Origin of the sequence: Halocynthiibacter sp. SDUM655004 (assembly GCF_026015885.1) — a bacterium.
GTDB lineage: Bacteria > Pseudomonadota > Alphaproteobacteria > Rhodobacterales > Rhodobacteraceae > Falsihalocynthiibacter > Falsihalocynthiibacter halioticoli.
Genome location: NZ_JAPDUG010000004.1, coordinates 48,420 through 64,148, shown reverse-complemented (window position 1 = coordinate 64,148; position 15,729 = coordinate 48,420). Strand labels below are relative to the sequence as shown.

Below are 15,729 nucleotides of genomic sequence, written 5' to 3'. Positions count from 1 at the left end.
TAAACCAAACAGCAAACGGCGCCCTCTTTTGGGGCGCCGTTTTCGTTTTAACTCGACTTCGAAAGCCGTTGTCTAACCATTCGCCACAGGCAATAAGAGACAAACAGGAGAACTGCGTTGTATTTCAAACAAGACACTGGCCCCGCGCGAAAGCAACGTCGCGCATTTGTAATTTGGGCAACCGTAGTGCTTGGCTGTGTCATCGCACTTCTTACACTGATGCCTGTCAGCGTTCCAAAGTCGCTCCCCGGCGACGACAAGTTATACCATATGCTTGCCTTTTTCGGACTGACACTACCCTGTGCGGTGATTTACCCGCGCGCGCTTGTGCGAGTGGTTTTGGCGGCAGTGCTTTACGGCGCGCTCATCGAACTCATCCAACCCACTGTTGGCCGCTCGCGGGAAATGGCTGATCTCATCGCAGACACCACAGGCGTGTTTCTCGGCGCCGCGATTGGCTGGCCGCTTCATCACGCTTTCATAGCTTATCTTAGAAAGAAGGCCACCGTCAGGTCTGATACCTAACGGTGGCCGAAAGTGTTTATGCGATCAGCAATCGCCAGATGGCAGCATGTTTACTGAAGAATATCTGCCATCGGACGTGGTGATTTCGGCACATGCGCCCGTAGAGCGGTTAAACCAATAAGATGTTAGCCCACTGCTCCGCACGTTTTCGTAGCCTAGATTCTGTAGTCCCATTTCCGCTTGCCCTGCTTTTGCGCCAATGAACGGGGTCAGATCAGTTGAACTTCCGACAGCAGGTGTGCCCACGGGTTCCGAAGTTTCGACGCAAGCAGCAAGTGAAAATGCCAGCGGTACAGCAGCGAGATAAGCAAGTTTCATGTCAGTATCCTTGGTTAGAAAAAAGTTGGTGTCGTTAGAGAAATTGCTCCACCTTCACCCTATCACAAAACTTTTCGCGCCCAAAATGGAACGTGCCTTACTGCATCGCGTCCAACATAACACTCACGGATTTTTGCGCGCCTTTTGTCAAAACAGGATAGCTCTGCGTATTTCGATAGATACGCTTTCGATCTGAGATAATTTCTACGGTCGCGACATAAGTAAACCTCTCATCGATCACGGCTGGATCAAACAAAAGGTCAATCGTCATCGGCAATTCAGAAACCGCAATCCGCTTCCCTGCAATTGGCGCTGCTGCGACGTCCATCAAGGATACGTCAAGGAGTTGAACATATGCCTGGGCGTCCTCGGGAAGCGGCTCTGTTGAACCCGTATCAAACTGCACCTCAACCTGACACACCCCTGCCACACAGAGTTCTTCTGAAATCGACGCACTCGCGAACGCCAGCGACGCAACAAGAAAAGCAATAATTCGATACATCTTTGTCTCCATTAAATTCTGTTCCATAAAATGATTGAACGCGCCCTGACGAGCGCATTCGGATATCTATTTAATCAAGAACCAGTCTATTTTACGTTAGCTATCAAGTAAAATCTTGTTCATGAGTGGCATCAGGACTTTGTCGTGTTTTGGGTTCCAGCACTCTTTTCGCGCTTCGCGACTAATCCACTTACGGACATTCGCTTTCCTCGACCTTTTGAGCTCCCTCTCGGGTAGTTCAAGCGTCGTTATTTGAGTTTTCACCGAAGCAGGAAGCGTTTCGAAAACACCCGCATATAGCGACCGTACAGATGCGGGCGCGCGCGCGTCCCTTTTATCCCAAGGCCTTAGCCGCCCGGCAAAATGCAGGATGTTTGGAGCCTCGTCTTTATGTGTCCAGGAGCGCTCCTTTTTGAAGTTCCAGTTATCGCCGAACCAGTCACATTTGTCCCCGAACTTAAGGTTCAACACATCCTGATCTGCGAGCGGAAGATAGGCATTGGTATCAGTTGCCAGTGCGATGCATTGCGTGGTCATGTCGTTTTCACGCCAGTACCCAGAATTCAGAATGTAAACGCCAGCATTGAAATAGCCTTTGTTCAGCGGCAGGTGGTTCTTCTCGAAGAGATCTTTCTTTGTCTCCATATCCCAACCAGCATCAATGGCGCCAAACACCTCTACGCCGTTCGGTGCAAATGCATGAATATCGGTACATAGAAGCGTATCGCCATCCAGATAGATGTGGTTGTCAAAGCCGTTTAACTGGTCGTTGATGACAAGCCGCCCGAATGTGGATAGTGGAATGCGATCGATGGACGACCGAAGCGATCCAAGCGAGCTAAAATGGCTTTCAAGATCAAGATTGATCCATGCGATCTCAAGTTTACTGCCTGCAAAAAACGCGCGCATGTCGGCTTGAACATTCTCCGGAACATCAATCAGAAAAACAGCAACATTCACTCTCGCTGTTGCGAATGTATTCATGCTTAGAAGCGACGCCGCGACGAGCGGTAAGTAACGCGCATCAGAGACATAAGTTACGCAAGTTGAGTTCACTTTAGTTTTGTTCCTTGGCGCGGGAGCGTGTGTCAATCCGGCCCTTTCTTAACATTGTTGTATCGGGAAAGAAATGTCCGCTTCGCTTGGGTTTAGGTTCGTTTCCACCCCATCCACACTGAATGATTTGAGGCGTTTCGTTTTTAGAGCCCTCTCGATCTTCAAACGCTTAATGAAAATCTCGACTTGGGAAGAGTTGCTTGGCCTGCTCACGAGGATGCCTAGAACGCGCGGGATGGCGTGCGGATTTTGGGGTGTCATCCGCGCGCAGGCCTTCGGTGGTCACTGCGTCTGATTGAGGATGACCAAGCTCTTGGAGGCGGTAAGAAAAATCCTCAACTTGCTGAGCGATCAAATGCACAACGATCCCTTCGCGTTGGAGATAGCCTGTAACACGCAACAACCGCCCACCCATAACAATGCGCCGGAAACGCTCATATACCGAGGGCCAGACCACAATATTACTGACTCCGGTTTCATCTTCCAGTGTCAGAAAAATCACCCCCGACGCCGTACCTGGCCTCTGGCGTGTAATAACAAGCCCACAAACGGAGTACCGGCCCAGCGGGACTTTCGGAAGCGCATCATGCGTCACCAGCCCAGGAATAGACGGACGAAGCAGCTCCATGGGATGGGCCCGCAAAGTCATACGCGTCGAGACATAATCCTCCACAACCTCCTCCCCCAGCTGCATCGGCGGTAATACCACCTGAGGCTCTTGAATGGCTTCCCCGTCAATCGGATCGTTAAACAACGGCAATGGTTTGTTGCTGCGAATAGCCTTTACCTTCCAAAGGGCGTCTCTGCGGGTCAAACCCATATCGAAAAACGCATCCGCCTGCGCAAGCCGTTCAAGCGCGGCCGGCGCAACGCCCGCGCGGATCCAAACAGTTTCAGGATCACGGTATCCATTGCCGCGGGCCGCCACGATCCAATCCGCATCTTCTTCTTTGAACCCTTTGATCTGTCGGAAACCTAGCCGCAAAGCCAATGCACCATCGGAACGGCGCTCCAGCGTGTTGTTCCATTCGGAATTGTTAATACAGATCGGGCGCACGTCTACCTGATGCTCACGGACATCGCGCACAATCTGTGCTGGCGCATAGAACCCCATGGGCTGTGAATTTAGCAGTGCACACGCAAAAATAGCTGGATGGTGACACTTCAGCCAAGCGGAGACATAAGCCAACATCGCAAAGGCTGCAGCATGGCTTTCGGGAAAACCATAATCGGCAAACCCTTCAATCTGGCCAAAACATCGTTCAGCCACTTCCAGACTATAGCCATTGCGCAGCATTCCGGTGATGAACTTCTCCCGATGCTCACCAATCGTTCCCATTCGGCGAAAAGTAGCAAGCGACCTGCGCAAATGGTCGGCTTCTTCGGCAGAAAACCCTGCGCCTACAACCGAGATTTGCAAAGCCTGCTCCTGAAACAGAGGCACTCCCAGCGTACGTTTAGTAACAGCTTCCAGTTCGGGCCCAAATGGCTCTACTTTTTCCAGCCCTTGCCGTCGTTTGATATAGGGCTGCACCATACCACCCTGAATAGGCCCCGGGCGCACAATGGCCACCTCAATCACCAGATCATAGAATTCACGCGGCCGCATTCGAGGCAGGAAATTCATCTGCGCCCGACTTTCCACCTGAAAAACACCGACCGCATCAGCACGGCACAGCATGTCATATGTGGCTTCGTCTTCTTGTGGAATTGTGGCGATGCTATGCGTGATGCGCTCGTGTTGCTGCATCAAAGCAAATGATTTTTGAATGCACGTCAACATCCCCAATCCCAGCACATCGATCTTTAGGATACCCAAGGCATCAATATCATCCTTGTCCCAACAGATCACAGTGCGGTCCTCCATTGCCGCATTCTCAATTGGAGCGAGTTCATCCAACCGCCCACGCGTGATAACAAATCCCCCCACATGCTGAGACAAATGGCGAGGGAAGCCGATAATCTCGCCAATCAGATGTATTGTTTGCATTAATCTGCGATCATCTGGATCAAGGCCAAGCTCGCGGACACGGTCCAGATCGACTCCACCATTGCTCATGCCCCAAATCTGACTTGAGAGGCAGGCCGTCACATCTTGTGATAGCCCCATTACTTTGCCGACCTCACGAATAGCCGCACGTGAACGAAAATGAATAACGGTGGCACAAAGCCCTGCGCGATGGCGGCCATACTTTTCATATATCCACTGGATCACCTCTTCGCGGCGCTCATGCTCGAAATCAACATCGATATCAGGCGGCTCGCCTCGGTGTTTGGATACGAACCGCTCAAACACCATCGCAATCATATTTGGGCTAACATCGGTAATTCCCAACAGATAACACAGGATCGAATTTGCCGCCGATCCGCGCCCCTGACACAGGATGCCTTGTGATTTTGCAAACTGCACGATTTCATGGACGGTCAGGAAATACGCTGGGAAATCCAGCTCTTTAACCACCGCCAGCTCTTTAGTCATCAAACTGATCGCACGATCAGGTGGACCATCAGGATAACGCCACTCCAACCCCTCACGCGCCAAACGCTCCAAACGCGCATAGGGTGTTTCGCCCTCTATTTCCTCATAAGGATATTCATAAGACAGCTCGCTCAAATCGAAACTACATTGGGCCGCGATCTCCAATGTCCGGCGGATCGCCCCTAGATAGTTTCGAAATAGACGCGCCATATCAGCACCGCCCTTCAGGCGCCGCTCGCCATTTGGCAAAGCTTGGGTGCCGATCTGATCAATTGTAATATGCTCTCGCATACACGTCAGAACATCCGCCAGCTTCCGCCGACTGGCCCGGTGCATCAACACGTCACCCATCGCAACCATCGGCGCACAGGCCTTTTGCGCAATTTCAGCACAGGCCTTCAGATAGGATTGGTCACTACCGTCGTAACGCGGCACCGCCCCAAGAAAAACATGGCTTGGAAAACATCGGCGCATGCTCTGAATTTCAGGGATAGCATCGCTAAGCTTTTTTTGCGGCAACGCAATCAAGATCATGCCTTTGCAAGCCGTTGTAAGGTCTTTGGCATAGAGAAAGCATTCGCCCTTTTCCGCGCGGCGCTTACCCAGTGTAAGCAGCCGACTCAGGCGTTGATACGCCGCACGGTCACGAGGCAAAGCGACCCACTCTACCGAGCTGTCGCGTAGAACAAGACGGCAGCCCACAATAAGCCGAGGCAACCTTGCCAGACGCGGCTTCTCGATCATGTCGCCGCTCTCTACTTGCTGCCGAGAGGATGCATCCACGCGCGTTCGTGAGCGTATTTGTAAATCCTCTTCAGTTTCTCGGCTTAGCTCTTTCAATGCGGCCCACGCCCGCACGACACCAGCCAGAGAATTACGATCCGTAATAGCAATCGCAGACAGGCCCAGTTCAGCAGCGCGCGAGACCAGTTCCTCCGTATGGGAGGCTCCCGTCAAAAAAGTAAAATTACTTGTGACGCACAATTCCGCATAATCTGGCGCCTGCATCTGCGCGCTCGGCGCTCTTTGCTGAAGAACTCTCCCCTGAGAGTACGTATGGCTTGGCTTGGTCATGCAAACTCTCCCTGCACAAACCAGCCGGGGCTTTGCGGCGTATAAAACAGCCAAAGCCGCCGCCCCTGTGTGGTGTCCACCCGCCAGTAATCCCGCAAACCCGTTCGCCAGAGATCATCTTCCAGCCACCATTCAGGCGCGATACGCTCAGGGCCGACGATCCGGCCTGAGGTCATTGGCATACGTCTCCAGCGGAAGCGCAACGGAGGGCGCGACTCCGTCGCGGCTATTGGTTCAGGCGGGAACAATGTGATTGGTCGCGGCTGCACAACAAACCAACTGCTCTCTGGTTCTGAATACGCCGCGCTTGCAACAACAAAGCTGCGCTCAGGGATGTGACTATCAGCAGGCAAGAGCCGCCTAATATTTTCCAATCCAAGGCGTGTACCCAAACGCGTAATAAGATCAGCCAATCGATCAGATCGTTTTGAAGGGACATGGCTCAATTGAACGGTCGGCAAAGCCTCGGTCTGAACGGCCTGTAGCCGCATTTGATCAATGCCATACCCTGCATCAATTTCGCCCACGCCGCGCTCAAACAAAGGCAGCATTCGATCTGCATCACTTAGGGCCCTCGCCAAACATACCTCGACAATCTGGGCATCTTGATCAACGCGGCGCAACGTAAGGCATAGAACTCTTGCGCCAACCTCCTGCTCTTTCAGCTTGCTGCATAATCGGCTTAACAATCGGGAAACGCCCGCCATGACGTCATGAACTAGCCCAATTGGCTCAGGCAGGGTTATTCTCACCCCATAATGAGGCGGGTCGTTTTCTGGTGCGATTTGTTCTGGCTGGCGCCCTAAGGCCTGATCTAGCCGCAGCAAAAGGTCAGGCCCAAATCGACGCGCGAGTGGCGCTCGTTCTGCCGCTTCAACTTCACCAATTCTACGCAAACCCAGCCGCTGAAGCCCCATCACAGCATCATCACCAAGCCGAAGAGCTGCAACTGGCAGATGCGAAAGCGCCGCCAACGGCTGACCGATTTCTGCGCATCCCTCACCATAATGCGCCAGCGCCCAAGCTGCCCCACGTGAATCGCCCAAACCGATTTGAACCGAAACCCCAATTCGCGCCAAGCGCTGACGGATATCCATCAGCATCCCTGCCTCGCCACCAAACAAATGCGCGGAGCCCGTAATATCCATTACAAGCCCATCTCTCCCTTCGATCCCAACCCATGGACAATAGCGCGTCGCCCACCGGCGCAAGGCGCTCAAAAACAGAGCATCTTTGGTGGTATCCGCTTCTTGGCTTGTCAGGTTGGGACAGAACGAGCGCGCATCAGCAAACGGCATTCCTTGGGAAAGGCCCTGCCGTTCTGCCTCTGCGTTCAGACAGTAAATCTGATTGGCATTATTCTGCGATAAGGTCAGAACAAACGGGCCACTGACCGACTTCGTTCGCAGAACTCGGTCACTTCCCAACCGCGGGAACCATAACGAGACAACACGACGACGCACTTCAGTCAACCTACACCCCCTAAATGTTCTGCATTTGTTCTTAATAGTTTCTTGATGTCAGAGAGTCGAGTCCGTTGTCAGGAGAACTCATTTGACGCTCCTGTTCACGGATACGTTACCGAAGCAAACGCAGATTCTCAGCTATCTTATCGAGCAAGAAACTCTGTCGGCGCCGATTTCTGCGCTGATCCAATCTCGATATTCTAGAATTTTCCAAGCAGCCAAATCGGAATCTTACCCACAAGGGCTGCTCAATGAGTTTTATGCAGAGGAGTACTTCAAGATGAGCTATCGACTAAACTTACTTGCATCAACAATAGCTGTAAGCCTCTCTACAGGAGCCGTTTTTGCGCAAGACGCAGATAGGCCAAACGTCCTTGTAATCTGGGGCGATGACATAGGATGGCAGAACCTGTCGGCCTATGGAATGAGCACGATGGGATACTCCACTCCCAATATCGACCGGATCGCAAACGAAGGCATACGATTCACCGATCACTATGCACAACCAAGCTGCACAGCCGGCCGTGCTGCATTTATCACCGGCCAATATCCAATCCGATCTGGTATGACGACAGTGGGGCAACCGGGATCTCCGCTCGGGTTACAGGAGGCTTCACCGTCGCTGGCCGATTACATGAAACAAGCAGGGTATCGCACCGGTCATTTCGGCAAGAACCACTTGGGTGACCGAAATGAACACCTGCCAACGATACATGGCTTCGACGAGTTTTTCGGCAACCTCTATCATCTGAACACGCAGGAAGAGTCAGAACAGCGCGACTACCAACGTTTCGGCGAGCAGTTCGCAGGGTCGCTGGAGGCCTACGAAGAAACATATGGTACGCGCGGCGTAATACATAGCTTTGCCAGCGAAACGGACGACCCCACAGAACACCCGCGGTTCGGCAAGGTTGGCATGCAAACAATCGAGGATACCGGCCCCCTGACACAAAAACGGATGGAGACCTTCGATGAAGAGGAAGTGATCCCTCTCGCGATCGACTTTATGGCGAGCGCCAAAGAGGCAGGTGATCCATTCTTTGTCTGGCTCAACACGAGCCGGATGCACCTCTACACACGCCTCAATGACGAATGGCGCTATGCAGCAGAAGAATACACGTCAGAGGCAGATATTCATGGCAGCGGCATGCTCCAGCATGACCATGACGTCGGAATTGTACTTGATTGGCTCGACGAGCAAGGTCTGACAGAGAACACCATCGTTTGGTATTCAACAGACAATGGGCCGGAACATTCCTCGTGGCCACATGGCGCAACAACGCCATTCCGCGGCGAAAAAATGACCACCTATGAGGGCGGAGTACGAGTTCCATCCATGATCCGTTGGCCAGGTGAGCTTGAGGCCGGCAAGATACTCAACGGCATCCAAGCCCACCAAGATATGTTCACCACATTGGCGAAAGCCTCAGGAATTGAAGACATAGCCGCTTTAGCCATGGAGCAAGAACAGCAGTACATCGATGGCGTCGACAATTTGGCATATTGGAAAGGCGAGCAGGAAAAATCTAACCGCACACATATTTTTCATTACTACGAGAGCGTACTGACAGCCGTTCGCATGGGGCCGTGGAAATTCCATTTCTCGACCAAGGAAGATTACTATGCCAACGTTATCCCGCGCACTGTACCACTCGTATTCAACATCCGAATGGATCCGTTTGAAAGCTACGATTCAAGCGACGCATATGGCCATTTAATGCAGAAGATATCGTGGTTGATCCAACCAATGGGAACCTTGATGGGGCAGCACCTTCAATCGCTCGCGGACTATCCGCCAGTGCAAGGCGGCACCTCATTTGATATGTCGAATGTTGTTGAGGAGTTCATCAACAAGGCGATGCAATAAGCGACACGTTTTGAGAAAAGTGCGCGGGCAGTAAAGCTCGAGCTGCAAGAAATAAGTCGATGGTAAAAATGAACCTCCCCCACCGCACCAGCCTTGGGTCGCGGCGGAGGAGGTAAGTCTTGGTTAACTGGCTTCGACTGCGCGTTTGGTTAGAACCTTGATCAGGTTCGCGCGGTAAGCAGCGCTGCCGTGGATATCGGACAAGAGCCCATCACTATCAACAGAAACACTATCTGCTGCGGAGGAGGCCCAATCTGCAGAAAGTGCTTCCTCTAGACCTGCGTGGCGGAACACACCGTCCTCGCCTGCACCAGTGACCGCAACCCGAACACCGCCCGCACCATCGGCAACAAACACGCCGACAAGCGCAAAAAGCGAGGCCGGTTGGCGGAATTTGATATAGGCCGCCCGTTTCGGCGCATTCACACGGACGGATGTGATGATTTCACCGTCTTCAAGCGCAGTGGTGAACAGCCCTTCAAAGAAGTCATCGGCCGCGATCTCGCGCGTATTGGTCACAATCGTTGCGCCCAGCGCCAACAGTCCCGCCGGATAGTCAGCAGACGGGTCATTGTTGGCAATAGAACCGCCGATTGTGCCAGCATAACGAACAGCAGGGTCACCAATCCCGCCCGCAAGTGCTGCGAGCGCGGGACAGAGACGTTGTACATCAGCGTTGCCGGCAACCTCCGCGTGGGTGGTTGCCGCGCCGATCACCAGAGTATCACCATCCGCAGACACACCTGACATGCCGTCAATTGCGCGCACATCAATAAGGTCGCTTGGAGCAGCCAAGTGCTGTTTCATCGCAGCGATGAGCGTTTGTCCGCCAGCCAAGAGCTTCGCGTCTTCGCCCGCATTAAGGGCCGCAACGGCGTCGTCGATGCTGGCGGCTTTGTGGTATTTTGTCGGATACATAGTTTAATCCTCCCTTACTTCGCCGCCTGGATTGCATTCCAGACCGCCTGCGGGGTTGCTGGCATCGCCAGATCGTTGGTGCCGATAGCATCGGTAATCGCGTTGATTACCGCAGGCGGCGCGCCGATTGCCCCAGCTTCACCACAGCCCTTTACCCCCAATGGGTTGTTCGGGCTCGGAGAGTCCTCGTGGTGGCTGATCGAATAGGACGGCACATCCGCCGCGCGGGGCATGGCGTAATCCATATAAGACCCATTCAGCAACTGGCCGTCTTCGTCATAGACAACTTGCTCCAACATAGCCTGCCCGATCCCTTGGGTGACGCCGCCATGGACCTGACCTTCAACAATCATCGGGTTGATGATGGTGCCAAAGTCATCAGCAGAGGTGAAATTCACGATCTCGGTTTGGCCGGTATCCGGATCAACTTCGACCTCACAGATAAAGGCACCGGATGGGAAGGAGAAGTTCACAGGGTCAAAGAACGCCGTTTCCTTTAGGCCCGGCTCCATATCGTCAGGCAAGTTATGTGCAACATATGCAGCGAGACCGACCTCGTGCCATGCCATGGATTTATCAGTTCCGGAGACTTTGACTTCGCCGCCTTCGATGACGATATCGTCCTCTGAAGCTTCCAACGTATGCGCAGCAATCTTCTTCACTTTGGCCTCGACCTTATCCATCGCCTTGACGACGGCCGACATCCCAACAGGACCGGAGCGCGACCCGTAGGTTCCCATTCCGAACTGTACTTTGTCGGTGTCTCCATGGACGATCGAGACATTCTCAACAGGCAATCCAAACCTGTCGGCAACGATCTGGGCAAAGGTGGTTTCGTGCCCCTGACCATGGCTGTGGCTACCTGTCAGAATCTCGATGGAGCCAACAGGGTTTACCCGCACCTCCGCAGATTCCCACAGTCCAACGCCCGCGCCAAGCGAGCCCGCCGCTTTGGACGGCGCAAGCCCGCAAGCCTCGATGAAGGTTGAATAGCCTAAGCCCCGTAGCTTGCCGCGTTTGGCAGCTTCGGCCTTCCGCGCCTCAAATCCAGCGATATCCGCGGCATCCTGCGCCATTTGCAAGATCTTGGGAAAATCACCAGAGTCGTATTGCATGAGCACGGGTGTCTGATGCGGGAACTCCTGTACGAAGTTGCGCCGCCGCAGCTCGGCTGGGTCCATCCCCATTTCGCGCGCCGCAGTTTCCATCATCCGTTCCACCAGATAAGTCGCCTCCGGCCGCCCAGCGCCGCGATAGGCATCAACGGGCACTGTGTTGGTGTAATAGGTGCGCACGTTGCAGTGGATGTTCTGAATATTGTACTGGCCAGACATCAACGGCGCATACAAATAGGTCGGCACCGAACTTGAGAACAGCGACATATAGGCGCCGATATTGGCAAGCGTATCTATCTTAAAGCCGGTAATTTTGCCGTCTTTGTCAAACCCCATCTTCGCGGTTGTGATATGGTCGCGGCCATGGGCGTCGGTGAGGAATGCCTCCGATCGGTCCGAAGTCCACTTGATGGAGCGATTGGTTTTCATAGAAGCCCAAAGGCAGGTGATTTCTTCGGGATAGATATAAATTTTGGCCCCGAAACCTCCGCCAACATCCGGCGCAATGACCCGCAACTTATGTTCCGGCGCAACGTTATAGAACGCCGAAAGAACCAGCCGCGCCACATGGGGGTTCTGGCTGGTTGTATAGAGCGTATAATGATCTTCAGCGTCATCATAAGTGGCAACGGCGCTACGTGGCTCCATCGGATTTGGCGACAGGCGGTTGTTTGTGATGTTCAGCGTGGTGACATGGGCTGCCTCTGCGAGCCCTGCATCCGTCGCGGCCTCGTCGCCAAGCTCCCAATCGTAAATCTGGTTGCCCGGTGCGTTGTCGTGGATTTGAGGCGCACCATCGGCCATCGCGGCGGTGATATTGGCGGCAACAGGAAGCTCTTCGTAATCAACTTCAACTGCTTCTGCCGCGATCCGCGCAAGCGCTTGGCTTTCAGCAATGACAACAGCCACTGCATCGCCGACATAGCGCACTTTTTCCGTCGCCAAAGCGGACCACGCACCCATGTTCATTGGGCTGCCATCTTTTGACGTAATCGCCCACCCGCAAATGATATTTCCGATGCCATCGCCCGTGAGTTGCTGACCGTTCAGCACATCAATCACGCCCTCCATCGCCAACGCCGCAGAGGTATCAATCCCCTTTACCCTCGCGTGTGCATACGGACTTCGAACAAAGGCGGCATAAGCTTGATTATCGTTCCGAATGTCGTCTGTGTATTTGCCTTTACCGGTTGTAAAACGCTTGTCTTCCTTGCGCTTAACCGGTGCTCCAATTCCATCTTTCATGTTCATGTCCTCCGGTTTGTTCACATTTTCGCGGCGGCGTCTTCAACCGACTTCACGATGTTATGGTATCCAGTGCAGCGGCAAATATTGCCCTCAAGTTCGTCGCGGATCGCTTCTTCGGTGAGCTCTTTTCCCTCGGCCTTGTAGCGGTTCACCATATCGACGCTGGTCATGATCATACCGGGCGTACAGAAGCCGCATTGCAGGCCATGATTGTCGTTGAATGCCTGTTGCATCGGGTGCAACTCGCCACCATTGGCAAGACCCTCAATCGTGGTGACTTCTGCGCCTTCCAGCGATGCCGCGAGCGTTGTGCAGGCCTTCAATGCCTTGCCGTTCACATGAACGACGCAGGCTCCGCACTGGCTTGTGTCACACCCAACATGCGTGCCGGTCAGGCGTAGATTTTCGCGTAGGAATTCCGACAACAAAGTCTCGTCGGGAACCTCCCCACTGACGGATTTGCCGTTCACTGTCATTTTAATGTTGGTCATTTAATCCTCCCTTTGGAACGGGTCTTGTTGCCCGCATATTCAATGACCGCCGGAGCTAATCTCCCGGCGGGTCTGTGTTGGCTAATTGCTTGTGAAAATTTTCAGAAAAAGCGTTGTTTTGATTAATGGCTACGGCGTTGATCAAGCTGTTGAGCTTGCCTCCTATCAACACCTTCGCCGGAGCCCCGACTTCGACTTTGAAGCCAAAAAATCGGCTCGCTATTTCATTGTATTTAAGGATGTCACGTTCAAGCAGTTCCGCACTGTTCAAAGCCGCCAAAACGACTTCGTCTAGCTTTCTTATTCGATAGCTGCCAATCATTTCCATGACAGGTGGCGGAAGTTAGAAATGTGCATACCAGTCGATAATAGGTACCGATTGATTCTTAGCAAGAATTTTCAGTTTCCGATCAATATGATCGCAGAATTGCCTCGTATCGCCGTTTGTCACCACTTGTCGCAAAAGCTGCACCAAGATCAGCAAGACTGTTGAGAGAGTGGCAGGCATGAAAGCTGTCAACGAGAGGCAGAAGGGTTTGAATGCCTTTGGCTTGCGGCGAGAAACCGTCAAACCGCAGCAGGGGATTGAGCCAGACCAAGCGATGACAGGACCGCGCCAACCGCGCGGCTTCGGTTTGCAGCAACTCTGTCTCGCCGCGCTCCAACCCGTCGGTAATTAGAAGCACGACAGCGCCCTGCCCCAGCACCCGCCGCGACCAGTCGCGGTTGAACCGAAAAAGGGCCTCGCCAATTCGCGTGCCGCCCTGCCAATCAGGCGCGTCTTTTCCCAATGCCTCAAGCGCCTGATCAACATCTTTGTGCGCCAAGGCCCGCGTGATGTTGGTAAGCCGCGTGCCGAAGGTAAAGCCATGCACCCGCCCCCATTCTGACGCGGGAGCCCAAGTAAGCGCATGAACAAAGTGCATCATCATGCGCGAGTAGACCGCCATCGAACCGGAAATATCACAGATCGCAACGAGGTTGGGCGGGCGGCGTTTCGGCACCTTCAAAGATAGGCGATCTATCTCGCCCCCTTTGCGCAGCGAACGGCGCAAAACGGCGCGCGTATCGGGACGCCTGCCTATGTTGGATGATTGAAACCGCCGTGTTTTGAGCGGAGAGACCGGTAGCGAAAGCGTACGGATCAGTTTGGCCGCGTCTTCCTGTTCCCCCACGCTCATCTGCTCAAAATCCTGATCGCGGAGAATTTCATTTTCCGACCAGCTTAGCTGCGCGTCGACTTCGATCTCGTCGCGCTCGGGTTGGTCTTGAGGCTGGGAGCTGCCATCCCACAGAGCCTCAGCGGCACGCTTCTGCGCGGGTTTTGGCGCATTTTCTTCCTGCGCCATCGTTTGCATTAGGGGCAGCATCGAGCGCACCATTCGCTCAAGAAATTCGGGATCGCGCCAAAACATCTGAAAGACTTGATGAAAGACTTCCAGATGCTCTGGCCGCGTTACCAAGGTCGCGCGCAGTGCATAGTAATAGTCTTCTCGCTTGGTAAACCCAGCCGCAGCAACAGCTGAAATCGCGCTTTTGACTTGTGACGTACCGACCTTCAGGCCCGCCTTGCGCAACGCCCGCACGAAATGGACGATGTTCTCAACCAGCCGCCCATCGGTTTCGTGCAGCGTTTGCATCGATCACGACGCCTGTGCCAATTGCTGACGCGCCTCGTTCAGGATGCGCGTTGCTTCGGAGCCCGCGATTTTGGCGATATCATCCTGATATTTCAAAAGCGCGCCCAATGTCTCAGAGATGACATCGGGGGATAGAGCCACAGCATCCAACGCGATCAGGCATTGCGCCCAGTCGATGGTTTCAGCAACTCCCGGATTCTTGAAAAGATCCTCGCCGCGCAGGGCCTGAACGAACGAAACGATCTCTTTTGACAGTGTCGCAGCGCAATCAGGCACTCGCGCATGAAGGATGGCCAGTTCACGTTCAAACGCAGGATAATCGACCCAATGATACAAGCACCGCCTTTTGAGCGCGTCATGCACCTCGCGAGTCCGGTTCGACGTAAGAACGACGATAGGAGGTTCCTCGGCCTTTACCGTCCCGATCTCCGGAATGGTCACCTGAAAATCAGAAAGCGCCTCTAGAAGAAATGCTTCAAAAGGCTCATCCGTTCTGTCGACCTCGTCAATTAGCAGGATCGGCGGCCCCTCTGAATGCGGTTCCATCGCCTGCAAAAGCGGGCGCTTAATCAAGTAATCTTGCGAGAATAGTTCCGTCTGTAACTCGTCCCGGCTGGCCCCACCTGACGCCTCCGCAGAGCGAATTGCGATCATCTGGGCAGCGAAATTCCATTCATAAATTGCCGAAGCTGCATCCAGCCCCTCGTAGCATTGTAAGCGGATAAGTTTTCGCCCCAGCATGGCGGCAAGCGCCTTGGCAATTTCGGTTTTACCTACACCCGCTTCCCCTTCAAGAAATAGCGGCTTGCCCAGTTTTAGAGACAGAAAAGCAACCGTGCCAAGATCGCGCCCGCAAACATAGCCCTGTTCAGACAAGCGCGCGAGCGTGTCATCAATGCTCGCCGGAATGCCAGTCATATCGCCACCTCATGAAGAGTATTTTGGCCATTTAAGCAGTCACGCTCAGTCCTGTCACCAAGGAAAAGCAATCAGTTAAATTCAATTCGCCTCGCGATGAGGCCATTTTCTA

At 53.6% G+C, this 15,729-nt stretch carries 13 protein-coding genes; 2 read left to right on the top strand and 11 right to left on the bottom strand.

The window, feature by feature from the left end; translation table 11 throughout:
• Positions 1-117 precede the first annotated feature (117 nt).
• Complete coding sequence (locus N9C89_RS14800) at positions 118-525, top strand: VanZ family protein (protein WP_263954778.1); 408 nt, start codon at positions 118-120, stop codon at positions 523-525.
• Between the two features lie 24 nt (positions 526-549).
• On the opposite strand, the gene N9C89_RS14795 is transcribed toward N9C89_RS14800, so the two are convergent.
• The 5 genes from N9C89_RS14795 to N9C89_RS14775 form a co-directional block, all read right to left on the bottom strand.
• Positions 550-843 (bottom strand): hypothetical protein, encoded by a 294-nt coding sequence (locus N9C89_RS14795; RefSeq protein ID WP_263954777.1) that lies wholly within the window; start codon positions 841-843, stop codon positions 550-552.
• A gap of 97 nt (positions 844-940) precedes the next feature.
• Complete coding sequence (locus tag N9C89_RS14790) at positions 941-1,345, bottom strand: YbaY family lipoprotein (protein ID WP_263954776.1); 405 nt, start codon at positions 1,343-1,345, stop codon at positions 941-943.
• A 96-nt stretch (positions 1,346-1,441) separates the two neighbouring features.
• The gene (locus N9C89_RS14785; protein WP_263954775.1) at positions 1,442-2,401 is read right to left on the bottom strand and encodes a glycosyltransferase family 8 protein; all 960 of its coding nucleotides are present in this window, start codon (positions 2,399-2,401) and stop codon (positions 1,442-1,444) included.
• Positions 2,402-2,570: 169 nt separating this feature from the next.
• Positions 2,571-5,888, bottom strand: coding sequence for an error-prone DNA polymerase (locus tag N9C89_RS14780; RefSeq protein WP_263954884.1), 3,318 nt, complete (start codon positions 5,886-5,888; stop codon positions 2,571-2,573).
• Positions 5,889-5,950: 62 nt separating this feature from the next.
• Positions 5,951-7,417, bottom strand: coding sequence for a Y-family DNA polymerase (locus N9C89_RS14775; protein WP_263954883.1), 1,467 nt, complete (start codon positions 7,415-7,417; stop codon positions 5,951-5,953).
• A gap of 91 nt (positions 7,418-7,508) precedes the next feature.
• Here N9C89_RS14775 and N9C89_RS14770 point away from each other — a divergent pair, with 91 nt between their 5' ends.
• Positions 7,509-9,287, top strand: a complete 1,779-nt coding sequence (locus N9C89_RS14770) for an arylsulfatase (protein WP_263954774.1) — start codon at positions 7,509-7,511, stop codon at positions 9,285-9,287.
• Positions 9,288-9,410: 123 nt separating this feature from the next.
• On the opposite strand, the gene N9C89_RS14765 is transcribed toward N9C89_RS14770, so the two are convergent.
• The 6 genes from N9C89_RS14765 to N9C89_RS14740 form a co-directional block, all read right to left on the bottom strand.
• Positions 9,411-10,205 (bottom strand): FAD binding domain-containing protein, encoded by a 795-nt coding sequence (locus N9C89_RS14765; protein ID WP_263954773.1) that lies wholly within the window; start codon positions 10,203-10,205, stop codon positions 9,411-9,413.
• A gap of 14 nt (positions 10,206-10,219) precedes the next feature.
• A complete protein-coding gene (locus N9C89_RS14760; protein WP_317134938.1) occupies positions 10,220-12,565 on the bottom strand; it encodes a xanthine dehydrogenase family protein molybdopterin-binding subunit in 2,346 nt (781 codons plus the stop codon).
• Between the two features lie 20 nt (positions 12,566-12,585).
• Complete coding sequence (locus tag N9C89_RS14755; RefSeq protein ID WP_263954771.1) at positions 12,586-13,059, bottom strand: (2Fe-2S)-binding protein; 474 nt, start codon at positions 13,057-13,059, stop codon at positions 12,586-12,588.
• A 55-nt stretch (positions 13,060-13,114) separates the two neighbouring features.
• Positions 13,115-13,387, bottom strand: a complete 273-nt coding sequence (locus N9C89_RS14750) for a hypothetical protein (protein WP_263954770.1) — start codon at positions 13,385-13,387, stop codon at positions 13,115-13,117.
• Positions 13,388-13,469: 82 nt separating this feature from the next.
• Positions 13,470-14,699, bottom strand: coding sequence for a vWA domain-containing protein (locus N9C89_RS14745; RefSeq protein WP_263954769.1), 1,230 nt, complete (start codon positions 14,697-14,699; stop codon positions 13,470-13,472).
• 3 nt (positions 14,700-14,702) lie between these two features.
• Positions 14,703-15,617 carry an AAA family ATPase gene (locus tag N9C89_RS14740; RefSeq protein WP_263954768.1) on the bottom strand — a complete coding sequence of 305 codons (915 nt, stop codon included), beginning with the start codon at positions 15,615-15,617 and terminating at the stop codon, positions 14,703-14,705.
• Between the last annotated feature and the right edge of the window lie 112 nt (positions 15,618-15,729).